The sequence below is a fragment of the Syntrophorhabdales bacterium genome (assembly GCA_035541455.1).
Taxonomy (GTDB): domain Bacteria; phylum Desulfobacterota; class Syntrophorhabdia; order Syntrophorhabdales; family WCHB1-27; genus JADGQN01.
Window position 1 is genome coordinate 1 of sequence record DATKNH010000162.1, and the last position, 20,125, is coordinate 20,125.

At 53.8% G+C, this 20,125-nt stretch carries 17 protein-coding genes; 12 read left to right on the plus strand and 5 right to left on the minus strand.

Annotated features, from left to right (window positions below; translation table 11 throughout):
* From VMT71_17645 to VMT71_17655, 3 genes are all read left to right on the plus strand, one after another.
* A partial coding sequence (locus VMT71_17645; GenBank protein HVN25795.1) for a hypothetical protein occupies positions 1–364 on the plus strand: 364 nt, incomplete at its 5' end.
* Between the two features lie 277 nt (positions 365–641).
* A complete protein-coding gene (locus tag VMT71_17650; GenBank protein ID HVN25796.1) occupies positions 642–1,193 on the plus strand; it encodes a CoA-binding protein in 552 nt (183 codons plus the stop codon).
* Entirely contained in the window at positions 1,126–1,536 is a 411-nt protein-coding gene (locus VMT71_17655; GenBank protein HVN25797.1) for a GNAT family N-acetyltransferase, read from the plus strand. The genes VMT71_17650 and VMT71_17655 overlap by 68 nt, the downstream gene beginning before the upstream one ends.
* 10 nt (positions 1,537–1,546) lie before the next feature.
* Here VMT71_17655 and VMT71_17660 read toward each other — a convergent pair whose 3' ends face one another.
* A complete protein-coding gene (locus VMT71_17660; protein ID HVN25798.1) occupies positions 1,547–3,427 on the minus strand; it encodes a GNAT family N-acetyltransferase in 1,881 nt (626 codons plus the stop codon).
* A gap of 155 nt (positions 3,428–3,582) precedes the next feature.
* On the opposite strand from VMT71_17660, the gene VMT71_17665 reads away from it, so the two are divergent.
* On the plus strand, positions 3,583–5,628 hold the full coding sequence (locus VMT71_17665; protein HVN25799.1) for an acetate--CoA ligase family protein: 2,046 nt from the start codon (positions 3,583–3,585) through the stop codon (positions 5,626–5,628).
* A gap of 87 nt (positions 5,629–5,715) precedes the next feature.
* On the opposite strand, the gene VMT71_17670 is transcribed toward VMT71_17665, so the two are convergent.
* Complete coding sequence (locus VMT71_17670; protein ID HVN25800.1) at positions 5,716–7,638, minus strand: L,D-transpeptidase family protein; 1,923 nt, start codon at positions 7,636–7,638, stop codon at positions 5,716–5,718.
* Positions 7,639–7,842: 204 nt separating this feature from the next.
* On the opposite strand from VMT71_17670, the gene VMT71_17675 reads away from it, so the two are divergent.
* Positions 7,843–8,559, plus strand: a complete 717-nt coding sequence (locus tag VMT71_17675; GenBank protein HVN25801.1) for a protein-L-isoaspartate(D-aspartate) O-methyltransferase — start codon at positions 7,843–7,845, stop codon at positions 8,557–8,559.
* Between the two features lie 431 nt (positions 8,560–8,990).
* The gene (gene ettA, locus VMT71_17680; protein ID HVN25802.1) at positions 8,991–10,676 is read left to right on the plus strand and encodes an energy-dependent translational throttle protein EttA; all 1,686 of its coding nucleotides are present in this window, start codon (positions 8,991–8,993) and stop codon (positions 10,674–10,676) included.
* Between the two features lie 12 nt (positions 10,677–10,688).
* On the opposite strand, the gene VMT71_17685 is transcribed toward ettA, so the two are convergent.
* Complete coding sequence (locus VMT71_17685) at positions 10,689–10,934, minus strand: hypothetical protein (GenBank protein HVN25803.1); 246 nt, start codon at positions 10,932–10,934, stop codon at positions 10,689–10,691.
* Between the two features lie 105 nt (positions 10,935–11,039).
* Entirely contained in the window at positions 11,040–12,017 is a 978-nt protein-coding gene (locus VMT71_17690) for a tripartite tricarboxylate transporter substrate binding protein (GenBank protein HVN25804.1), read from the minus strand.
* 226 nt (positions 12,018–12,243) lie between these two features.
* Here VMT71_17690 and VMT71_17695 point away from each other — a divergent pair, with 226 nt between their 5' ends.
* The 5 genes from VMT71_17695 to VMT71_17715 all read left to right on the plus strand — a co-directional run bounded on the left by VMT71_17695 (position 12,244) and on the right by VMT71_17715 (position 18,168).
* On the plus strand, positions 12,244–14,328 hold the full coding sequence (locus VMT71_17695) for an SCP2 sterol-binding domain-containing protein (GenBank protein ID HVN25805.1): 2,085 nt from the start codon (positions 12,244–12,246) through the stop codon (positions 14,326–14,328).
* A 293-nt stretch (positions 14,329–14,621) separates the two neighbouring features.
* Complete coding sequence (locus tag VMT71_17700) at positions 14,622–14,768, plus strand: hypothetical protein (protein HVN25806.1); 147 nt, start codon at positions 14,622–14,624, stop codon at positions 14,766–14,768.
* 170 nt (positions 14,769–14,938) lie between these two features.
* Positions 14,939–15,904 (plus strand): 3-hydroxyacyl-CoA dehydrogenase NAD-binding domain-containing protein, encoded by a 966-nt coding sequence (locus VMT71_17705; GenBank protein HVN25807.1) that lies wholly within the window; start codon positions 14,939–14,941, stop codon positions 15,902–15,904.
* A 17-nt stretch (positions 15,905–15,921) separates the two neighbouring features.
* Entirely contained in the window at positions 15,922–17,016 is a 1,095-nt protein-coding gene (locus VMT71_17710; protein ID HVN25808.1) for an NAD/NADP octopine/nopaline dehydrogenase family protein, read from the plus strand.
* A gap of 117 nt (positions 17,017–17,133) precedes the next feature.
* On the plus strand, positions 17,134–18,168 hold the full coding sequence (locus VMT71_17715; GenBank protein HVN25809.1) for a TRAP transporter substrate-binding protein: 1,035 nt from the start codon (positions 17,134–17,136) through the stop codon (positions 18,166–18,168).
* Positions 18,169–18,251: 83 nt separating this feature from the next.
* Here the strand turns inward: VMT71_17715 and VMT71_17720 are convergent, their stop codons facing one another.
* Positions 18,252–18,737, minus strand: coding sequence for a protein-tyrosine phosphatase family protein (locus tag VMT71_17720; protein ID HVN25810.1), 486 nt, complete (start codon positions 18,735–18,737; stop codon positions 18,252–18,254).
* A 549-nt stretch (positions 18,738–19,286) separates the two neighbouring features.
* Between VMT71_17720 and VMT71_17725 the strand changes: the two genes are divergently transcribed.
* Positions 19,287–19,958 (plus strand): cyclase family protein, encoded by a 672-nt coding sequence (locus tag VMT71_17725; GenBank protein ID HVN25811.1) that lies wholly within the window; start codon positions 19,287–19,289, stop codon positions 19,956–19,958.
* Positions 19,959–20,125: the final 167 nt, after the last annotated feature.

Below are 20,125 nucleotides of genomic sequence, written 5' to 3' on the forward strand. Positions count from 1 at the left end.
GCAGGTTGGTTTCAGCGGAAAATATGCGATGAGTGTCGGCAAGCAGGTTCTCTACGTGACCGAGCGGGCAGTCTTTGAGCTGACAAAAGAAGGACTCGTACTGACCGAGATCGCCCCGGGCGTGGACCTGCAGAAGGATATCCTCGCCTACATGGATTTCGCGCCGATTATATCCCCGCACCTGAAAGAAATGCCCGTCGGTATCTTCAATCCAGCGTGGGGCGGACTAAAAACATTTCTCGGCGGCGTTGACGGGAAAGAGACGAAGCTACACGACGCAGGACATCGTGACCGGCGCCAAGAGCCACCCGTGCGTGAAAAAGGCGATGGCAACGGCCGGCGCGAGTCCTGGCAGGCCGCGTGATGAGAGCATCAGCAGCCTTTCCGCGCAGACAGCGGAACCATTGAGCGGAAAGACTGCATGACCTGACCCATATACCGATATACCCCTCTGTCTGGCCCAGCGGTGAAGCAAGTTCTTCGCCGCTGGGCTCTGTTGTTTTGTTGCATTCCCCGCCCGTAGTGTCTCACGGATTTATTGCCTATCCGGCTGCTCAGGCGAAAAGTTGCCCGTTTACCTCATCACGTACTTCCGTTCAGTGTTATTATATCGTTAATGGATAGATAGAGAGGGAAAGCAGATGAACAGGTTCGAAGCGATGCTCGATCCCAAGACCGTAGCCATTATTGGTGCAACAGAGAAAGAGGGTGCTATCGGACGGAGAATGCTGGAAAACCTTCTGGGCTTGAAAGAAAGAAAAGTATATCCTGTAAATCCTAACAGCAAAAGGGTCCTGGACGTGGAGGCCTATCCTGACATAACCAGTGTGCCTGAGCAGGTGAACCTTGCGGTTATCGTCACGCCTGCACCTACCGTACCGGCGCTGATCCAGGATTGCGGGAGAGCAGGTGTGGATGGAGTGGTTATTATTTCGGCGGGGTTCAGAGAAACAGGTGAAGAGGGAAGGAAACTCGAGGCCGAGATAGAAGAAACCAGAAACAAATACGGAATGCGCATCCTCGGGCCGAATTGCCTGGGCTTCGCGAGGCCGCCAATCGGTCTGAACGCAACTTTTCTCAAGAGCGACCCGCCGCAAGGCAATATCGCCTTTATATCCCAGAGTGGTGCCTTGGGCAGCGCCACCCATCAAGGAGATAAGCCACGAGTGGCTTATCCTATTTTGCAATATTGATTATTCCCGGCACGCGGCGATTGTTGCGGAGATCACAGAAAACGGAAAACGAAAGATCATCGCTGTCGGAAGGCTCATAATGGATCCGGAGTTCAAGTCCGCGGAATTTGCAATCCTCGTCCATGACCTCTATCAGAAAGAAGGCATTGGTCGCAAAATCATGGAGATGTTGATCAACATTGGCCGCGAAAAGAATCTTGAACAATTCGTCGGCACGGTGCTGGCCGACAACGATGAGATGCTCAAGCTTGCCAGAAAACTGGGGTTCAGTGCACGGTGGCTTTCAGATGGGGTGGATGGCGTTACCCTGAAGCTGAAAGATGCTCAAGAAAATAAGCTGTGACGCGAAAACGTCATGGTTGACGGAATCCGAGACGCAGCGTATAGAGCTGCGCAACGATTTCCCTCTCTATCGTGAAGCCCGCCTTTTCAAAGAGATGGAGCATGGCCCTGTTATCTCTCAGGACCTCAGCCGTAAAGCCAAGCAATCCCTGCTTCCTGGCAATATACGAGATATGAGTCAGGAGTTCGGTACCGATGCCTCTGTTCTGATGCTCGTCTTTCACCACGAGAGCCACTTCAGCCGTGTGGCTCCCTTCGTGGCCTCTGTATTGTGCAACGCCGGCAATTACTTCCCTCCCTTCTTGTTCGAACACCGCAAGTATTACCATTTCCCTCGTGTAGTCGATTACGACAAAGGAGCGCTGGAGTTGCTCATGAGGCATTGCCTTCCGCGCAGACATAAACCGCTTGTAGTGCGTATCTTCCGAAAGCGAATAGAAAAAATCCTTGAGGGCAGCCTCGTCGCTGATCCGCACCGGCCGCAGCAAGATAACGTCTTTGGACTTGGTCGTCCTGCGGCTTTCGAGATGCTCCGGATACTCACCCTTTTTCCCTTCCAGGTATGCCTGGTCGCGGTAAATGAGCATGTGTTTCTTTGCCGCCTCGATGAGGGCCGGCTGGAACTTCGGATGTGCAATCGCGATAAGCGACATCGCCCGTTCCCTGATATTCTTTCCGTGCAGGTAGGCGATGCCGTATTCTGTGACTACGTAGTGGATGTCGCCTCGGGTCAGGGTGACACCAGCTCCTTCCTGCAGGAACGGGACAATCCTCGACACAGACTCATCCTGAGCCGTAGATTGAAGCACAAGCACCGACTTCCCCCTGGAAGCCAGTGCCGCACCGCGCATGAAATCGGCCTGCCCGCCTATGCCGCTGTAAAATATTCTGCCTATTGATTCTGCCGTGGCCTGACCGGTAAGGTCGATCTCGAGAGCGCTGTTGATTGCCGTGATCTGTTCCATGCCGGCGATCGCCAAAGGGTTGTTGGTGTAGTCGATCGTCCTGAATTCAACTTGCGGGTTATCGTTGACAAAGGCGTAGGTCTCCTGCGTGCCCATGCAGAAACTGGCCACGCTCTTGCCGCGGTCCATACGCTTTCTCGTGTTAGTGATGACCCCCGCTTTCATCAGGTCCGCAATACCCTGCGTGAAAAGTTCGGTATGCACCCCCAGATCTTTCTTCTGCCCCAGAGCACCGAGGATCGCATTGGGAATGCTCCCGTAGCCCACCTGTATCGTGTCGCCGTCTTCCACGATCCGGGCTACGTGCTTGCCGATTCTCTCGGCTATGTCGGACGACACGTTCTCCTCGTACTCCAGCAGCGGTTCATCATAGGGCACAATGAAATCTATATCGCTGAGGTGAATGAAAGAATCACCGTGCACACGCGGCACGAGAGCGTTCATCTGTGCAACGACCAGAGATGCGTTTTCCACGGCGGCTTTCACCACGTCGACGCTGATGCCGAGACTGGAAAAGCCGTGAGCGTCCGGCGGTGAGATCTGGACGAGCGCTACATCAATGGAGATCATCTTCCCTCTGAGCAGACCCGGGACCTCCGAGAGGAATACGGGCGCGTAGTCGGCCATACCCTGGTTGACCGCATCTCTCGTGTTGTCACCAACAAAGAATGCGTTGTGGCGGAAGTTGCGCTTGAACTTCTCCGCGGTATAGGGCGCCACACCAAGGGTCCAGATATGGAGCACCTCCGTATCCAGCAGGGTCTTTGGGTTCGACTCCACGTACCGGACGAGCGCTTTGACCAGATACTGCGGCTCGCCGCAGCCTGTTCCTATGAAGATATGGTTACCGGGATTGATGTGAGAAAAAATGGTTGCTTCGGATACGAACTTTTCAGGATAGATGCTTCTTACGCGTCCGATGTCCACGAGGATGCCCCCGTGAAGTAGCATACCATGTTCATGCCATGATTTGTGTTCTCCGATGCATCGCTCAGAGGATTGTGCTACGATTGTAAACCTAATCACTGGTGCAAGAGTGCCACGGGCTTGCCCGCGAAAATCTATTGCGCTCATGAAGCCGTATGGAACAGTTTTTCTATCCAAAAAGCGTGGCGGTTTTCGGCGTATCCGATAGACCCTCCAATTTCGGACGGATCATCGTGGAAAACCTTCTGCGTTTCAGCTTTCCAGGGCAAGTGCATCCGATCGGCCCCGGCGGAGGCTCCATTGGGGGGCGCGACATCGTGCCATCCCTCGAGGCGGCCGGTGGCTGCCCGGATCTTGCGATACTATTGATTCCGGCTGCCCAGATACCCGATACGCTCGAAGAGTGCGGACGAAAGGGGATACACCACGTCATCATCGAATCGGGCGGATTCTCTGAATTTGCAGAGGAAAGAGAAAACCTCGAAGAGAGCGTGCGACGGATCGCCCGTGCCTGGGAGATCAAGGTTCTCGGGCCAAATTGTTTCGGCGTCACAAACCTGGAGCAGGGACTTGTCCTGCCCTTCTTCATTGTCGAACCTCGTTATATGAAGAGCGGGGCTTCTGCCTTGATTTCACAAAGCGGAGGGCTGGTCTACGACACGCTTATGCTCAGCTCATGCGAAAATCTGGGCCTGAGCAAAGTTATCAGCATCGGCAACAAGCTGATGTTGAACGAGAATGATTTTTTGGAGTATCTCGTCTCCGACGCGGCGACATCGACCATCGGGCTTTACCTGGAAAACTTTTCTGACGGCCGCAGGACTATGGAGCTGGCATCCTCAACGCATAAGCCGGTCGTCGTACTCAAAGCCAACCGCAGCCCTGAAGGGGAGAAGATTGCCCGGTTTCATACCACGGCGCTCGCGGGTGATGATCACGTGGTGGATAGCGCGGTGCAGCAGGCGGGAATGATTCGAGTCGCGAACCTATCGGAGATGATGGACTCTTTCAAGATCTTCAGCCTTCCCCCGCTCACAGGACCGAGACTCGCCTTGATCAGCCGTTCGGGCGGCCATGGTGTTGTATCCGGTGACGCGGCGCATCGCGAGGGATTCGAATTGGCTTCCTTTTCCCGTGAGTTCTATGAACGCATACAGGAAAGCAAACGGGGCGTGATCAGGGCAACCAATCCGCTCGATATCGGCGATGTCTACGATCTTCGCCTCTATGCGGATATCCTCGAGTGGGCGCTTCAGGAACAGGATGTTGACGGCGTGGTCTTCATCTCCACATTCAGTTCCGAAAGCGATGGCCAACACATGCAGGAACTCATCCGGCGCGCCGCCGCACTGAAACATCTTTATCAAAAACCTGCTGTGCTCTGCATGATATCAAACAGGGAACAGTGGTTCCAGATAAAGCTCGCGGCAGACTTCCCCGTCTTCGACGACGTTGATACGGCGATGAACGCACTGGCCAAATCATTCCATCACTCCAGGAATCTTCCGAAACGCACGTTTGCAGGTTCATTGTCTCGCGGAGCGTGGCGTCGCACCGCACCGACCAGGCTCGCAGACTCCTCTCGTTTGATGACAACAAAAGAAACCTTCCGCCTGCTATCGCATTATGGCCTGCCGGTGGCCGACTACGGGATTGTACGATCGATCGGAGAGGCACTCCGCGAAGCAAACCGGATCGGCTACCCTGTCGCGTTCAAGATGGCAGACGACCTGCATAAGACCGAGAAAGGAGGCGTCCGGCTCGACCTCAAAGATGCTGCAGCGCTGCAGGAGGCCTTCACCGGCATGCAAAGCGAGAGTTTTGTAGTGCAGAAGATGTCGCCTGCAGGACAGGAGGTAATTCTCGGCGTTAAGCGTGATGCAGAATTCGGGCCTGTGCTCCTCTTTGGACTTGGAGGCACACTCGTCGAGTTGATGAGAGATATTGTTATACGCGTACTGCCGATTGACGAGTATGAGGCAGAGCGAATGGTAGATGAGTGCAAGGGCGCGCCTCTGCTTAGAGGCTTCAGGGGCGCTCCACCGGCCGACCGGGAAAACCTGGTCAGGTGCATGATCGCTCTTTCGCGGCTCGCGTGCGATCACCCGGACATCAACACTATCGATGTTAATCCTCTTATTGTGCTCGGCAAAGGCAAAGGCTGCCTGGCGGTTGACGCGAAAATAGAAACACTTCTCTGACAACAGTGTATAAAAAAGAACCAGAGGCCTGGACATCGAGCTGCATCCGCATCGGGCCAGAGCAAGGACGCGGCCTGAGAAGGCCTTTCAAACAGACTCAGAAACGGGACCACCGAACAAGTCTACCGTTTTTCTTACCAGGGTCGAAAGCGATGGGTCGCGCGCGCCCATAATAAGAACACAATCGCCGGGTCGCGCATCGGCTTTCAATTCAGCCAGCAACTCATCACGATCGCGTACCGCTTCTGCTTTGAACACAACTGGGCCGAGCGCGTTTACGAGGTCGCCCGACGAAATATTCTTTTGAGCAGTGCCGCCGGCATAATAGATCGGGAGGAGATAGAGCGAGTCGTTCTCGCGGAAGACGGCTCGAAACGTTGCAATATAGTCATCTTTCAGGAATCGGGTTGGACCAAACCCATGCGGTTGGTATACGGCAAGTATACGTGCAGACAAACCCCGCGCCGCAGTCACCGCGGCCGCTATTTTCGCCGGATTGTGCGCAAAATCATCTACCACACATACCTTGCCCACTGTGTCCGTTACGCTGAAGCGTCTCGCTATACCCTCGAAGGTTCGTGCGGCCCCGGCAAGAGTGCGCGGGTCGCATTCGAAGTGCTCGCAGACACACAGCGCAGCACGCAGGTTCTCAAGATTGTGAATGCCCGGCAAGGGCAGATGGTATTCGATGCCCTTGCGCACAAGTTTCACGGACCTGCCCAGAAGCTCTTCGCCATCCGGTTGCCACGAAACAGAACCATTACGGCCATAACGCACCGTGGTCTGTATGGCAGCAAGGATCGGGTCATCCCCATTTGAAGCGCTCCACTGCGATCGCGATGCAAGAGTTGAAAAAAGGTCGCGTAACTCCTCAACGCTCTTGTGGTCCTTCGACACATTAAGAATGACCGATGCCTCCGGAGCGTATTTGACGAGTGTTCCGTCACTCTCGTCAGCTTCCGCTACCAGAAGATCAGAGGCGCCACTGAAGGCGTTACCGATCAGCCCCTGCTTTTCGAGTCTCACAAGAGGCGCACCAGAGATGAGAGAGGGGGATTTGCCGCATGCGGTCAGTAATTCGAATATCATGGCCGTGACAGTTGATTTGCCGCTTGTACCTGCGACCGCAATGCTCCTCTTCGATGCAATGAGTGAGGCAAGCAGATCAGAGCGATGCACAATGGGTACACCATGCGTGCGCGCAGCAGCGATATCAGGGTTTGACTCCTCTATTGCGGTCGAAATACAGAGAGCGTCGGTATCTGCCCGGATGCCTGAACCGTCCTGATTAACGATTACGCAGCCGAGCTCTTCGAGGGATCTCCGCATCAAGGCGGTATCCTCAGTATCAAGTAATCGATCAGAGCCGGACACCGTGATCCCCTCAAAGCGCAGATACTGTGCGAGCCCGCTCATGCCCGTGCCGAACACACCGGCAAAATGAACACGTCGACACGCAGTGTCGCCAACACGTAAAGGCAGAGGATCAATGTAGAGAAGCGCGCCAACACTGACCAGGTCGAAGAGGCGGAGCATGTCCTGGTTACGCAGACACAGACATCCGTGGGAAAGGGGCGTGCCCACGAGATCCTCCTGGTTGGTGCCATGAATATAGATGCATCGATTATATGAATCGACGCTTCCGCCTTTATTGATTCCTTGTTCCAGGCCTTCCAATCGCAGAACACGCGTCAGTATCAGATTCTCATCACGCGAACGCTGATCCCAATCAATCCCCGTATCCCTTCGTTCTTTGAAAATGCGCCCCGCAGGCGCGCCCGCGCCGATTTTCTCCGTGACACGATGAAGACCGGGCGGTGTCTTAAACGAGTTCTCCCGGATACCAGTTCCGAAACGGGAGGTGGAACAATCGAACTGACCGATAATCTTCTGCTTATCACAGATAAAGAGCGCTTGCGTTTCGATGGACTGGACGAGAAAAGATTCGTCAGGATCCGCCAGGAATTTCCGCAGGATCTGATAAATGGAACGTAACCTATTCGTATCCACGAGACATCTCACAAAAGGCCGCAGCAGTGATTGCAGAGCCTTCAAGGCACCCGGCAATCCCTGCAAGCCGCCTAAGATTACCCGGTTTCACCCGGCTTTACAAGACGGACTGTTTTCCGAACAGCCGTTCCGGAATCAGGTCTCGGCCGAATTCTTGACCGGAAACCCGCGACCATGAGATCCCGCCGTGGTAGAATAGTGTCGATGAAGCGATCCCTTGCACGCGGTTTACTCGCGTTGATCATGCTTGCTGCATGCACTGCAGGATTGGCCCAGTCTGACCCATTTGAGGCACGAAGGCTCCAGATGGTGAGGCAGGACATCGAAGGGCGAGGAATCAGAGACACGCTGGTGCTCAACGCCATGCGAAAGGTACCACGCCACCTCTTTGTTGAAGAATCGCTCAGGTCGCAAGCCTACAATGATTATCCGCTGCCTATCGGTGAACGACAGACAATATCCCAGCCCTATGTGGTGGCACTCATGACCGAAGCCTTACGCTTGAAGGGTGGCGAACGCGTTCTGGAAGTGGGCACCGGCTCCGGTTATCAGGCGTCGATCCTGGCTGAGATTGCCAAAGAAGTTTTTACGATCGAGATCCGGCCCGAGCTCTACGAGAAGACTCGCGATAAACTCGAAAAGATGGGATATCGGAATATCCGCGCAAAGCTGGGCGACGGCTATCTTGGCTGGCCGGAACACGCCCCATTCGACGCGATCATCATCACCGCGTCTACGGATCGTATGCCTCCGCCGCTTTTTTACCAACTCAAGGAAGGCGGACGGATGATCATGCCGCTTGGCAGCACAACCTTCCACCAGAAACTCACGCTCGTCACAAAGAAACAAGGCAAGGCGGAGGTCAAGGAATTGGATCCTGTGGCCTTTGTCCCCCTCGTCCGCGAAGGTCAGAGCAAATAGATTCCCACAGGCAAGCCGGGTACCCGTGGGATTTTCCACGGGTGTTACTCACATCACGCGCTGAGAAAAACACAAAGTATTCATCGAGAAATAGAGAAATCGATAGGAGCGCTTCTTCAACCAGACGAGCCATCAGGAAGCGTAGTTTGGTAACAAGAGGCGCTGCGCCCCGGGTAAGCTTTTGCTCAACTAATTGGGCCATCCGGCAGGCGGAGCGCCTCTTGACGCTGCAGGTCTTTCTATCTTCATCCAACACGCAAATGCTTTTCATCCGCACAATAATCCGCGTACCGGTGAACGTGCGTCTCGCCTTCGCGACTGCAGCGCAGTGAGAATGCCTGCTGCTGGCAAGGAGAAACGGGCCAACGTGATTATGGTATACTTCAGCACCGCCGATCCTCAAGGAGCCTCAGAAGGGAGATGCAATAACCATGAGCACTGAACCGAACAAAGTGATTTATTCGATGGTCAGGGTGAGTAAGTATTATGACAAGCAACCCGTGCTGAAAGATATCTCCCTCTCCTATTTTTACGGAGCAAAAATCGGTGTCCTCGGCTTGAACGGATCGGGGAAGAGCTCTCTCCTGCGCATCATGGCAGGAGTTGATCAGAACTTTAACGGCAAGGCGGTTCTTTCTTCCGGCTACACGGTGGGATTTCTCGAACAGGAGCCGAAACTGGACGAGGGAAAAACAGTCCGTGAAATTGTGGAAGAGGGAGTCCATGAGATTGTAGCTGCCCTGAATGAATTCAACCTCATCAGCGAGAAATTAGCCGAGCCCATGTCAGACGACGAGATGAATAAACTCATCGAACGACAGGGCGAAGTGCAGGAAAAGCTGGATGCCCTCGACGCGTGGGATCTTGATTCGCGTCTTGAAATGGCTATGGATGCGCTGCGCTGCCCTTCGGGAGACACTCCGGTCAGTGTCCTGTCCGGCGGTGAGAGGCGCCGTGTGGCCCTCTGCAGGCTGCTCCTCAGGAAGCCTGATATTCTGCTTCTGGACGAACCGACCAACCACCTCGACGCAGAGAGCGTGGCGTGGCTGGAGCATCATCTGCAGAATTATGCCGGAACCGTGATCGCTGTCACGCATGACCGGTATTTTCTCGACAACGTGGCCAGGTGGATCCTGGAACTGGACAGAGGGTACGGGATCCCGTGGAAAGGAAATTATTCCTCGTGGCTTGAACAGAAGCAGAACCGCCTGGCGCAGGAAGAGAAGTCTGAGACCGAGAGACAGAAGACCCTGCAGCGCGAGCTTGAATGGATACGGATGTCTCCCAAGGGGCGCCACGCGAAAGCAAAAGCCCGTATCAGTTCGTACGAGGCCCTCCTCAGTCGCGACGTGGAAAAGAGTGCAAAAGAGCTGCAGATCTACATTCCACCTGGACCACGATTGGGCAATGTGGTGATAGAGGCTGATAACGTGAGTAAAGGCTATGGGGAGAATATTCTCATGGAGGGAATGAGTTTCTCATTGCCGCCCGGCGGCATCATAGGCATTATCGGGCCAAACGGAGCAGGAAAGACTACGCTCTTCCGGATGATCACCAGCCAGGAGAAACCTGATTCAGGCACCTTCAAGATCGGCGAGACTGTGAAGCTGGCGTACGTCGATCAAAGCCGCGACATTCTCGATCCAAACAAAACCATATGGGAGGTCATCTCGGGAGGAGATGACACTATTCAGTTAGGCAAACGGCAGGTCAATTCCAGAGCCTACGTGGCTCGCTTCAATTTTTCAGGAAACGATCAGCAGAAAAAGGTGTCAATGATCTCGGGCGGAGAAAGAAACCGCGTACACCTAGCGCGTATGCTGAAGGAAGAGGCAAACGTCCTTCTACTTGACGAGCCAACGAATGACCTCGACGTGAACACCATGCGTGCGCTTGAAGAGGCTTTAGAGAGCTTCGCCGGTTGCGCCGTGGTCATAAGCCACGACCGATGGTTTCTCGACCGCATCGCCACACACATGCTGGCCTTCGAGGGTGACAGCAAGGTCGTCTGGTTTGACGGGAATTATTCCGAGTATGAAGCCGACAGAAAGGCCCGCCTGGGTCCGGCCGCAGACCAGCCCCATCGCATCAAGTACAGGCATCTGACCAGGCAGTAAAAGGATACGTAATCAGTTGCCCGCGGCGCTCTTCACACACTCCTCCATGAAGGAGCGGGCTTTGGAGAGGGCCATGGCTCTGATCTGGTCGATGGACATGCTCCCCACTTCTGCTTTGGGTAAAGAGATAATGACCGACGCAAGGCTCATGCCCTTTTCGGGAGACGGTTTTTCCTCGAAGCTCACCTGCACCTCCAGGAAGCCGTATTTCGGGCCGCGGTCGAGCATCTTCTCCACATTCATTTCAATTCTTGCCATGTTCTTCACCCCTTCCGATTACAATTAAGTCGCTGCAAGTTTTCTCCCGGTCCCTGAACTGATTAGCGCAACAAAGCGTTCCAAGGGGATCGGATCCCAGCCACGTTATTGAAGCAACCCTATTTTCTTTGCTATGACAAGCGCTCCTGCATACTCGTCAGCAGCCAATTTCTTCTGCTCAGCGGGGGGCCTGTAATCAACAATGAATTGGAGCTTATCGATTTTGGTCTTTAGCTCGGGATTCCTCATTGCCTTCTCAATAGCCGGAACCAGAACCTTCTTCACGTCTTCAGGAAGTCCCGCCGGCCCGTACATACCGAACCAGCTCGGAACCAATTGTTGCTTATACCCCAGGTCACGAATGGTTGGCACGTTGGGATACTCTTTCATTTTAATGGTCGTGAGAAGCATTCTCAGCTTCCCGGATTCGACGTGGGGTATGATTTTGCTCACCGCGTCGAAGGTCACCTCCACGTGTCCTCCCAGGAGTGCAGTGATGACCGCCTCGCCGCTTTTGAAGGGCACGTGGTTGAACTGTGTGCCGGTCAACGACTCGATGGTCTCGAGATGAAAGTGGGTGACGGATCCGATTCCCGCAGTGCTCACACGCAGTTTATCAGGGTTTGCCTTGGCGTAGTCTAATAGTTCTTTCATGGTCTTCCACGGAGCGTTCGACTGCACTGCAATCGCGTGAGCGAAGAATAAATGGAGTCCCAACGGCTCCAGATCCTTATCCGGATCATAGCGAACAGTGTCAGGGCTGATGATCCGGGAATAGACGATGGCCGGATTGTTCGTATAGACGAGCGTGTAGCCGTCTTTTTTGCTTCGGGCCACAAAATCCGTACCCAGTGTGAACGATCCCCCGGGCTTGTTGATGGGAACAAACGGCACTCCTAAGCTCTTTGACAATTCGTCTGCCACCATCCTTCCGGGAATATCTATAGCCGAACCTGGTGTCGCCGGGATCACGAACTGAACAGAGTGATTCGGATACGACTGCGCAAAACCGCATGAAACCCCGATACCCAATGCGACCAGCGTGAAGAGTATGGCCGCCACGCATGATGCCAAGCCTTTCATATCTGTTTGCCCCCTCGAGTCGAGTCTTTTGCCAAAGCGATTCTAAATGCTGGGCAAGGCTCTGTCAAGCGAAACGCGATTGCCGCCGGTAAACGGGCAATGAAAATTCTCTTGACTTTTTATATGTGCAGTATTATATATGTACATACATATATGTGCCTGAGTTACCACGGAAAGGGTGTGCAGGAGACAGGCGGTCAAGCAAACCGCCTTCCGGGAGGATATTGTGAAGCCTAGAACCCATACGCTTCTGATGGTCACCTCTTTCGTACCGGTCATTCTGTTCAAAGTGGTAGCGCGCACTGGCCCGGCGACCCTGGGCCAGACGAGAATCGCGGCCCTCGCGGGTGTCGCGTGCGCTCTGGCCCAATGTCTTCTCTCGAGAAAGCTCACAAAGCAGACGACGTACCTCGAACGGGCCTTTCTCGCTTTTCTCGCTGTCGCGACGCTCTGGGTTTTTGTCATGCCGGAAGGAATCGCCATGCATTTCGTCACCCACTCTACTTCATTGCTCTATATAGTTCTCTGCCTGACAACCCTTCTGCCGCAGGCGTTTGGATTCGACCCCTTCACGTACGCTATCGCCAAGCAGTGGTACCCGGAGAGTGTCTGGAACACGCCTCAGTTCCGGACCATCAACCTCCACATTACGTACGTATGGAGCGCTCTCTTTCTGGCCGCAGCCTGCTCCAGCTTTTCTGGTGAGGGGAAACCCCTATTCTCAATTCTTGTGCCGCTCATTCTCGTGCTTGCCATCGGACTGCCTTTCTCAAAGATGTACCCGGAATTCTACTTGAAGAGAAAGTTCCCTGCCAGACCCGAAGAACATGCGCTCTTTGAAGGCACGGCAAGGGACCTGATCTCCCGGATGCCCCTCGGCTTCAACTCTGACGCTATACCGGGTCTTTCCGCTACAATCCAGTTTCTGCTCTCCGGTGAAGGCGGCGGAGACATGGTCTTATCCGTAAAAAACGGTCAGTGCACATTCAGGGAGGGACGTGAATCTTCACCTACCCTCACTATCAACTCGTCAGCAGAAGCCTGGCTCAAGATTGCGCGTGGCGAAGTGGACCGACCCAAGGCGCTGATGGAAGGCTTGTTCTCCGTCCAGGGAGACATGGCATTGCTCATGAAAATGGCGGAACTCTTTCGCCCACCCGCAACAGATCAGTCACCCGAAAGAAATCGCTTCGAGGAAAAACTTGACAAAGAACAGTCATCCGTAAAAGGAGGGAAAGAGAGCATGAACGTTTTAGCTATCCAGGGTAGCCCGCGGCCAAAGGTCAGCAACACGGAAAAACTCCTTCAGGAATTCCTGGCCGGCGCCAGAAGCGAGGGGGCGGCGGTCGAAACGGTCTATCTCAAAGAAAAGAACATACACCCCTGTGTGGGCTGCTACACGTGCTGGACGAAAACGCCTGGTGTATGCGTGTTTAAAGACGACATGCCCGAGCTTCTGGATAAGGTAAGGGGCGCAGACCTTCTCGTCTACGCTACACCGCTTTATAATTACAATGTTACCGCGTTGCTGAAAGCATTCCAGGAGAGGATGCTCCCCCTCCTTGACCCGCACCTGGTCAAAGAGAGTGATACCTATCGCCATCCTAAACGATACAGCAGCGGTGCTTCCGGGATGGTACTCGTTTCCACCTGCGGGTTCCCGGAAGTCTCTCATTTTGACGGGCTCAGACAAATCTTTCGTCACATAGAGAAATCAGGGAAGATCCCTTTGGTGGGCGAACTCCTCGTCCCTTCTGCGGAGCTCGTGTTGAAGCAGGACTTCATCAGGCAAAAAGCAGAAGGCATATTCAAAGCAGCCTTTCAGGCGGGAGTCGAGGTGGTTCGTGATGGCGCCGTTTCAAAAGAAACAGAAGCGAGCCTTCAGCAGCCTGTCGTACCCGTAGAAGAACTGGCGGATATGGCAAACATCTGGTGGGACAGCTTCCAAAAAGATACAGCAAGAACTTCGGCACAGGAGAAGAAACTGTCCCAGGATATGAGACTCCTCCTTCGGGGCATGGCTCTGACATTTAACCCATCCGCTGCGGGCAATCTCAAAGCCACGATCCAGTTTGATGTAACGGGCAGACAACCGGGAGCGTGGTTCCTTTCGATCGGTAACGGAACCTGCACGTACAACGAGGGGCGAGCCCCCGCACCAAGCCTGACTATCAAGACTCCTTCGGAAGTGTGGCTGGCGATTGCGGCCAGGGAGAAAGACGGCCAACAGGCCTTCATGAGAGGCGAGTTCAAGGCTGAAGGAGACTTAAGTCTCCTGATGCGCCTCAATGTGCTATTCGGGTCGCAATGAGGCGCTGTTTTGGAGCCGCGCAACCAGGTTTCTTGCGATTTGACAAGCGAATTCAAAAACTCCTTGACAAGAAACTTTTCCATGTGTTTTACTGGTACCCTTATGCACTTCATGAGAACAGACAGAACCAACATGCGGAAGGTATGGTGGTGGGATAGCTAACCGGCTGTCCCAGTAAGAAAGACCGCTTAAGTCCTGGGATAGACGGATTCCAGGGCTTACGCGGTTTTTTTATAGCCGCTTTGAGGCCCGAATACTCAAAGCGGCTTTTTTTATTTCAAAGGAGGCGCAGAATGTACCAGGCAAGCGAAAAGTTTCAAAAAGAAAAACAGTGTGATAAGAATGAACAGGGGCACGAGGGCATCACGATCAGGTACGATGAGGACGATCTGCGGATCATGCAGCACTTCGTCAGAGATCACATAGAGCGATCGTACTGACCGGGAATCACTCAGCAGCGCTCTTTCCCGTTTGTCGTTTCAAGCTTGAGCCGGTATCCAGGCGTTTGCGAAGTCGATTTTCGTTCTTGCGAAAATAACGGCAGTGGGATAGTGTTGACAAAAGCAGCCTAGCTGTGGAGTGAAAGATGTGCCCAGTCAGGAGGAGCGTGATGCAAGATAAGCAGAGAAAGGAAAAGAGCATTGTCGTTGTGGGTCCAGGTCGTATGGGCCTCGGCATTGCTCTCGCGTTTGCTCTAGCCCGTGTGCCTGTGAAGATAGTGGACGTGAAAGAGAGAAGCCGGAAGGAGCGCGAACAACTGATTGCACGGGCCCGTGAAGAAATGGGTTCAACTGTCAGACTCCTCGGCAAGCTTAAGTACACTGCCTTGCGTCCTGCGGCGGTTCTCTCTTCCCTGACGTTCTATAGCGGAATCACCAGAGAGAATGTTGCCGGGGAGTATATCTTCGAGGCCCTGCCCGAAAGGCCGGAGTTGAAGATCCAGCTTTTCCGCGATATATCGCCTTTACTACGTTCTACCGCAATAGTCGCATCCGCTACCTCCACCATTGATATCAAAACGATGGCACGTGGGCTTGCCAATCCAGAGAGGCTGCTCATAACCCATTGGCTGAATCCTGCCTTTATTATTCCCCTCGTGGAGGTTGCACGCGCCAACACAACCGCCGATACTGCAGTGAAAAAGATGACCACACTGCTCAAGAGCATCGGTAAGGTGCCGGTGGTGCTGAGAGACAGCCCCGGCTTTATCATCCCAAGGATTCAGGCGGGTGCTATGAACGAAGCAGTGCGCATACTGGAGGAAGGAATTGCCAGCGCGGAGGATATCGACGTTGCGATCCGGTACGGTTTTGGTTTCAGGCTGTCCGTGCTTGGTCTTCTGGAGTTCATCGACCTGGGCGGCCTCGACATCCTCTATTACGCTGACCGCTTTCTCTATACAGCATACAGAAGCGCGAGGTTTAAGGCTCCAAAACTGATTGAGGAAAAAATGGAAAAGGGGGAGACGGGACCGCGGGCAGGAAAAGGCATATACGACTACCACGGTCGCGACACGAAATCTCTGTTTGAAAATAAATATCGCGATTTCATAAAGGTGCTCAAAGCGATCAGATAGAGAATGAGGGGGAGACGATGAAAGAGAAAATAGCCGTCCTGGGCGGAGGTAACGGCTCTTTCGCGGCAGCCGCGGACTTCGCGCTACAGGGATGCGAGGTAAGACTGTGGAGCAAATTTCCTGAGGAGCTGTCAGCCGTAAGAGAAACCGGCACTATCACGGTCTCGGGGCCTACACTCCGGGGAGAGGCCCGGATCGCGCTCGTCACCGATGATATCAGTGAAGCGGTAAGGGGTGTGGAGGTAATCCTGTCGATCCTCCCCGCGTTCACCCAGATTCCCATCGCGGAGAGCCTCGCACCGTGCCTGGAGGACGGGCAGGTCGTCTATCTGCCTCCCGGTACATTCGGCTCCTACATCATGTACAGGAAATTTCGCGAGATGGGGTGCGGCAAGGATATCGCCGTTGCAGAGACAGGAACGAATCCGTATCTGACAAGGAAGATCGATGCGCACGAGGTTCGCATCGTGGTGCGCGCCTGCCACCTTCCGACCGGCGTCTTCCCGGCGAAGAAGACCGATGATGCCGTGGGGAAGATTCAGGGGTTTTTCCCCTCGGCCCACGCTATCGAAGACGCTCTCTCCGGAGCTCTCATGAACGCTGGGCCGGTCATCCATCCGCCTCTAATTGTCCTCAACACCGGTCCTATCGAGCATCCATCAGCCTACGATATTCACAACGAAGGAACCACACCCGGGATCAGGAAGGTAATCTCGCTTCTTGACGGGGAGCGGATACGGGTGAGAGAAGGCTTCGATTATCAGCCGAACCATTATCCCCTCGAGGACTATTATGATGAGACGCGGCCGAATGAATGGATGTATCCGAGGGAATCGAAACGACTCCTCATGGCAAGCCATCTTTGGTCGGAAAATATCGATTACAGTCATCGCTACGTAACAGAAGATATCGCGTACGGTCTGGCCTTTCTCGTATCGGCAGCAGCGTACGCAGGAGTGGACGTCCCGGTCGCCCGTTCTCTCCTCACTATTGCCGGGGTGGTAGCAGGAACAGACTTCATGAAAACAGGAAGAACATTTGATGCCCTGGGGCTCTCAGGGCTCTCCATGAAACAGTTGAAGAATCTCCTCATGGAAGGCACACAGTCTTGATGGTCAATGCGTCCCGTCATACCGAGCGAGAGTACATCTCTTCAGAGGGAGGTGATAGCGGAATAATCGACGCGGCAGTATGCTTTATGATCAGACTCAAAAATAAAGGAGGTAATTATGCTTAGGAGACTCACCGTGGCAACGATTATCATGTGCTTCGCCTGCGGCGCTATAGCCGCCTCAAGCAGTGTGGCACAAAGTCAGACAACAATACATCTCAACTACGCCAACTTCCCGCCTGAAGGGACCTTTCCCTGTGTGCAGATGGAACGGTGGGCAAAAGAGGTTGAAAAGCGGACCAATGGGAAGGTGAAGGTCCACACCTTTCCCGGAGGCACACTCGTCAGCGCCAAGAACATGTTCGATGGCGTCCAGTCAGGAATAGCCGATATCGGCAACTTCGCCATGAGCTACCAGCCGGGCCGCTTCATGATTTCTGAAGCAATTTCCCTCCCGGTAGGCTTCCCGAGCTCGAAGGTGGCGAGCATGGCACTCTACGACCTGCTCGAAAAATACAACCCGAAAGAATTTGAGACCGTGAAGATCCTTGCTGCATTCACGTCTCCGCCTTCCAGCTTCATGACCAAGACGCCGGTCAGAACGCTCAAAGACCTGAAGGGCATGGAAGTGCGCGTATCAGGCACATTGGCGGACGCAGTGCAGGCGCTGGGCGCTACACCGGTCGCCATGCCCCAATCGGACACACCCGAGGCAATCCAGAAGGGCGTGGTGAAAGGCATTGTTTCTTCCATCGAAGTGCTCAAGGACTTCAATTTTGCCGCGTACTGTCCATATACGACCATTGTCAACATTGCCCTCACCGATTTCACCGTCGTCATGAACAAGGCCAAATGGAATTCGCTTCCGCCTGACGTGAAAAAGATATTCGACGACATGAGGCGAGAGCAGTCTGAGTGGACAGCCAAGTATGTGGACGATCATGTGACCGAGGCTGTGGCCTGGTCTAAACAGAAGTACAACCACCAGGTATTGCAGCTGCCCGCATCAGATAAGGCAGAAATACCAAAGCTGATGAAGCCGATTATTGACGAGTACATCAAGAGGGCAAAAGCCGAGGGCCTGCCCAGCGCGGAGATTGTCAAAGACGTGTACACATTGAAGGCGAAATACGAGAAGGTCTATAAAGAGTAAGATAACCCGGGCTTTGACAAAGCCCATTCGGTATGAAGATAGGGGACGATCAGCGGTTCAGGAGCCCGTCGCGGAGTTCGTGATCACTCGTTTTCTTCGCAGTACTCCACCACGAATCTCTTCTGCTCGTGAGTCTCTACTGAGCCGTCCCCTATCCAGGCTCTGACGCGCTTGATAGCCTCTGCTCCCGAATCACCAAATATCTCCCCCGCGAGACACGCGGCCACAGTGCCTGTTCTGCCAACACCTGCGAAACAGTGGATGGCAATATTATGACCGTCGTTTGCGAGCCGGATCACCTTGCGGAGCACCCGTTTCAAAGGCGCCTTGCGGGGGACGCCGAAGTCGTGAATTGGGAAATGAATAACGTGAAGGCCTCGCTCGCCATAAAAATCGACAAGGTCTATGCCTGTTCTTTGCAGGCATTCGACCCGTCCTGCCAGAACAAGAACCACCGATATGCGCAACTTCTGGTACTGGCCAAAAAGCGTATGCTTTTCGTCATAGATGCAGAACGGCATAGCACTTCTGAAGATTCTACCCTTGAGTCTGAAAGGCAATTCCGTCATTACTTCAGCACCTGCAGTCAAAAGATAGTACGGTATGTGCAGGCCTTGCAATAGGACTTACGGCGTATGGCCGATGCTCTTATCAGAATCATCGGCTCGTTTGTGCTCGATGATAAGTCCATCTCAGTCATTATTATTTGGCTGTCGATCAGTGCCCGCCTTCACTGGAAACAGCCTCCAAACGCCTCATAATACTCAATGCGCGGTAAGGGCGAGTGCACAGACCACTGCCATGAGCGCTGCGACAGTCAACGGGGTGCGCCTGAACGGATAGCACATAATTTCTTTCGCGCGATGCATACTCTTTTCTCCTTTTCTCACTTACGTCAAGCGTCTGCAAAAATAAAGCCATCCGATGGAAACCACACTCGACTCTATTCAAAGAGGCTGCCGCCATCGCCCTCTGCATTCACCCCAATTCGCTTGACATGAGATGTCGCTTTTACTATAGTTTGCTCGGCGAAACGTGGCCTTCTACAATCCTGCGACAGCCCGCGATCTAGAGCCGAGCGCCACGGGCAGTCAATCCATAACAACGGAGAGGACAACATGAGTATGGTTCCTAAGCTAGGGGGAAAGTATTACGACCTCTCGAATCCTGTCTCCAAAGAAATGCCCTTTTATCCGGCAAGTTTTCCTCTGGAGGTGGAACAAGTCTCGAGTGTCGACAAGGGCGGGTTCAACGTCCACAAGGTAACCATGGCCACACACCATGGCACGCACGTTGACGCACCGCGCCATCTCTCATATGAGGGACGTGCCCTGGACGAGATGGACTTGAATAAGTTCATGGGCGAAGGCGTTGTGCTGGACCTCTCCTACAAGGAGATCGGATCTGGCGTCAGCGCTGACGATCTGAAGAAGTATGCGGACCTGGTAAAACCTGACGACATCGTGATCCTTTTCACCGGCTGCTCCAAACATCTCGGGGAGTCCTGGATAACAGCCAAGTATACCTACCTGGACAAGAGCGGAGCAGAATGGCTCGTACAGAAGAAAGTCAAATCCGTCGGCATAGACTTCTTCAGCATCGACCAGTACGGGAACCCTGAAAATCCGGCGCACAATCTTCTGCTGGGTAACGGCATCCCGCTTATCGAGGAAATCAGCTACGAGGCGAGGCATCTACTGGGCAAGAGAATATATCTTCTCTGCCTGCCGATACGAATGATGATGGGAGACGGGGCGCCGGCACGGGCCATAGCGTATCTCCTTGAATAGCGTGCGCGACGCAGCTCAAAAACAACATAACGAGAAGGGGGAACGTATGCACGGAAAAGTTCGTTACCTGTTGGCGCTTGTAGCTTTTCTTTTTATGGCAGCAGGATTTCTCGGAGAAACTGCGGCACTTGCGGCCGGTCCCGTCGATATCACGTTCTCACTTGATT

What these genes read in the sequence shown, in the direction of transcription:
- VMT71_17650 (HVN25796.1), top strand. Translation starts at nt 642, where the DNA reads ATGAACAGGTTCGAAGCGATGCTCGATCCCAAGACCGTAGCCATTATT.
- VMT71_17665 (HVN25799.1), top strand. Translation starts at nt 3,583, where the DNA reads ATGGAACAGTTTTTCTATCCAAAAAGCGTGGCGGTTTTCGGCGTATCC.
- VMT71_17675 (HVN25801.1), top strand. Translation starts at nt 7,843, where the DNA reads ATGAAGCGATCCCTTGCACGCGGTTTACTCGCGTTGATCATGCTTGCT.
- ettA (HVN25802.1), top strand. Translation starts at nt 8,991, where the DNA reads ATGAGCACTGAACCGAACAAAGTGATTTATTCGATGGTCAGGGTGAGT.
- VMT71_17685 (HVN25803.1), bottom strand. Translation starts at nt 10,934, where the DNA reads ATGGCAAGAATTGAAATGAATGTGGAGAAGATGCTCGACCGCGGCCCG.
- VMT71_17690 (HVN25804.1), bottom strand. Translation starts at nt 12,017, where the DNA reads ATGAAAGGCTTGGCATCATGCGTGGCGGCCATACTCTTCACGCTGGTC.
- VMT71_17700 (HVN25806.1), top strand. Translation starts at nt 14,622, where the DNA reads ATGTACCAGGCAAGCGAAAAGTTTCAAAAAGAAAAACAGTGTGATAAG.
- VMT71_17705 (HVN25807.1), top strand. Translation starts at nt 14,939, where the DNA reads ATGCAAGATAAGCAGAGAAAGGAAAAGAGCATTGTCGTTGTGGGTCCA.
- VMT71_17710 (HVN25808.1), top strand. Translation starts at nt 15,922, where the DNA reads ATGAAAGAGAAAATAGCCGTCCTGGGCGGAGGTAACGGCTCTTTCGCG.
- VMT71_17715 (HVN25809.1), top strand. Translation starts at nt 17,134, where the DNA reads ATGCTTAGGAGACTCACCGTGGCAACGATTATCATGTGCTTCGCCTGC.
- VMT71_17720 (HVN25810.1), bottom strand. Translation starts at nt 18,737, where the DNA reads ATGACGGAATTGCCTTTCAGACTCAAGGGTAGAATCTTCAGAAGTGCT.
- VMT71_17725 (HVN25811.1), top strand. Translation starts at nt 19,287, where the DNA reads ATGAGTATGGTTCCTAAGCTAGGGGGAAAGTATTACGACCTCTCGAAT.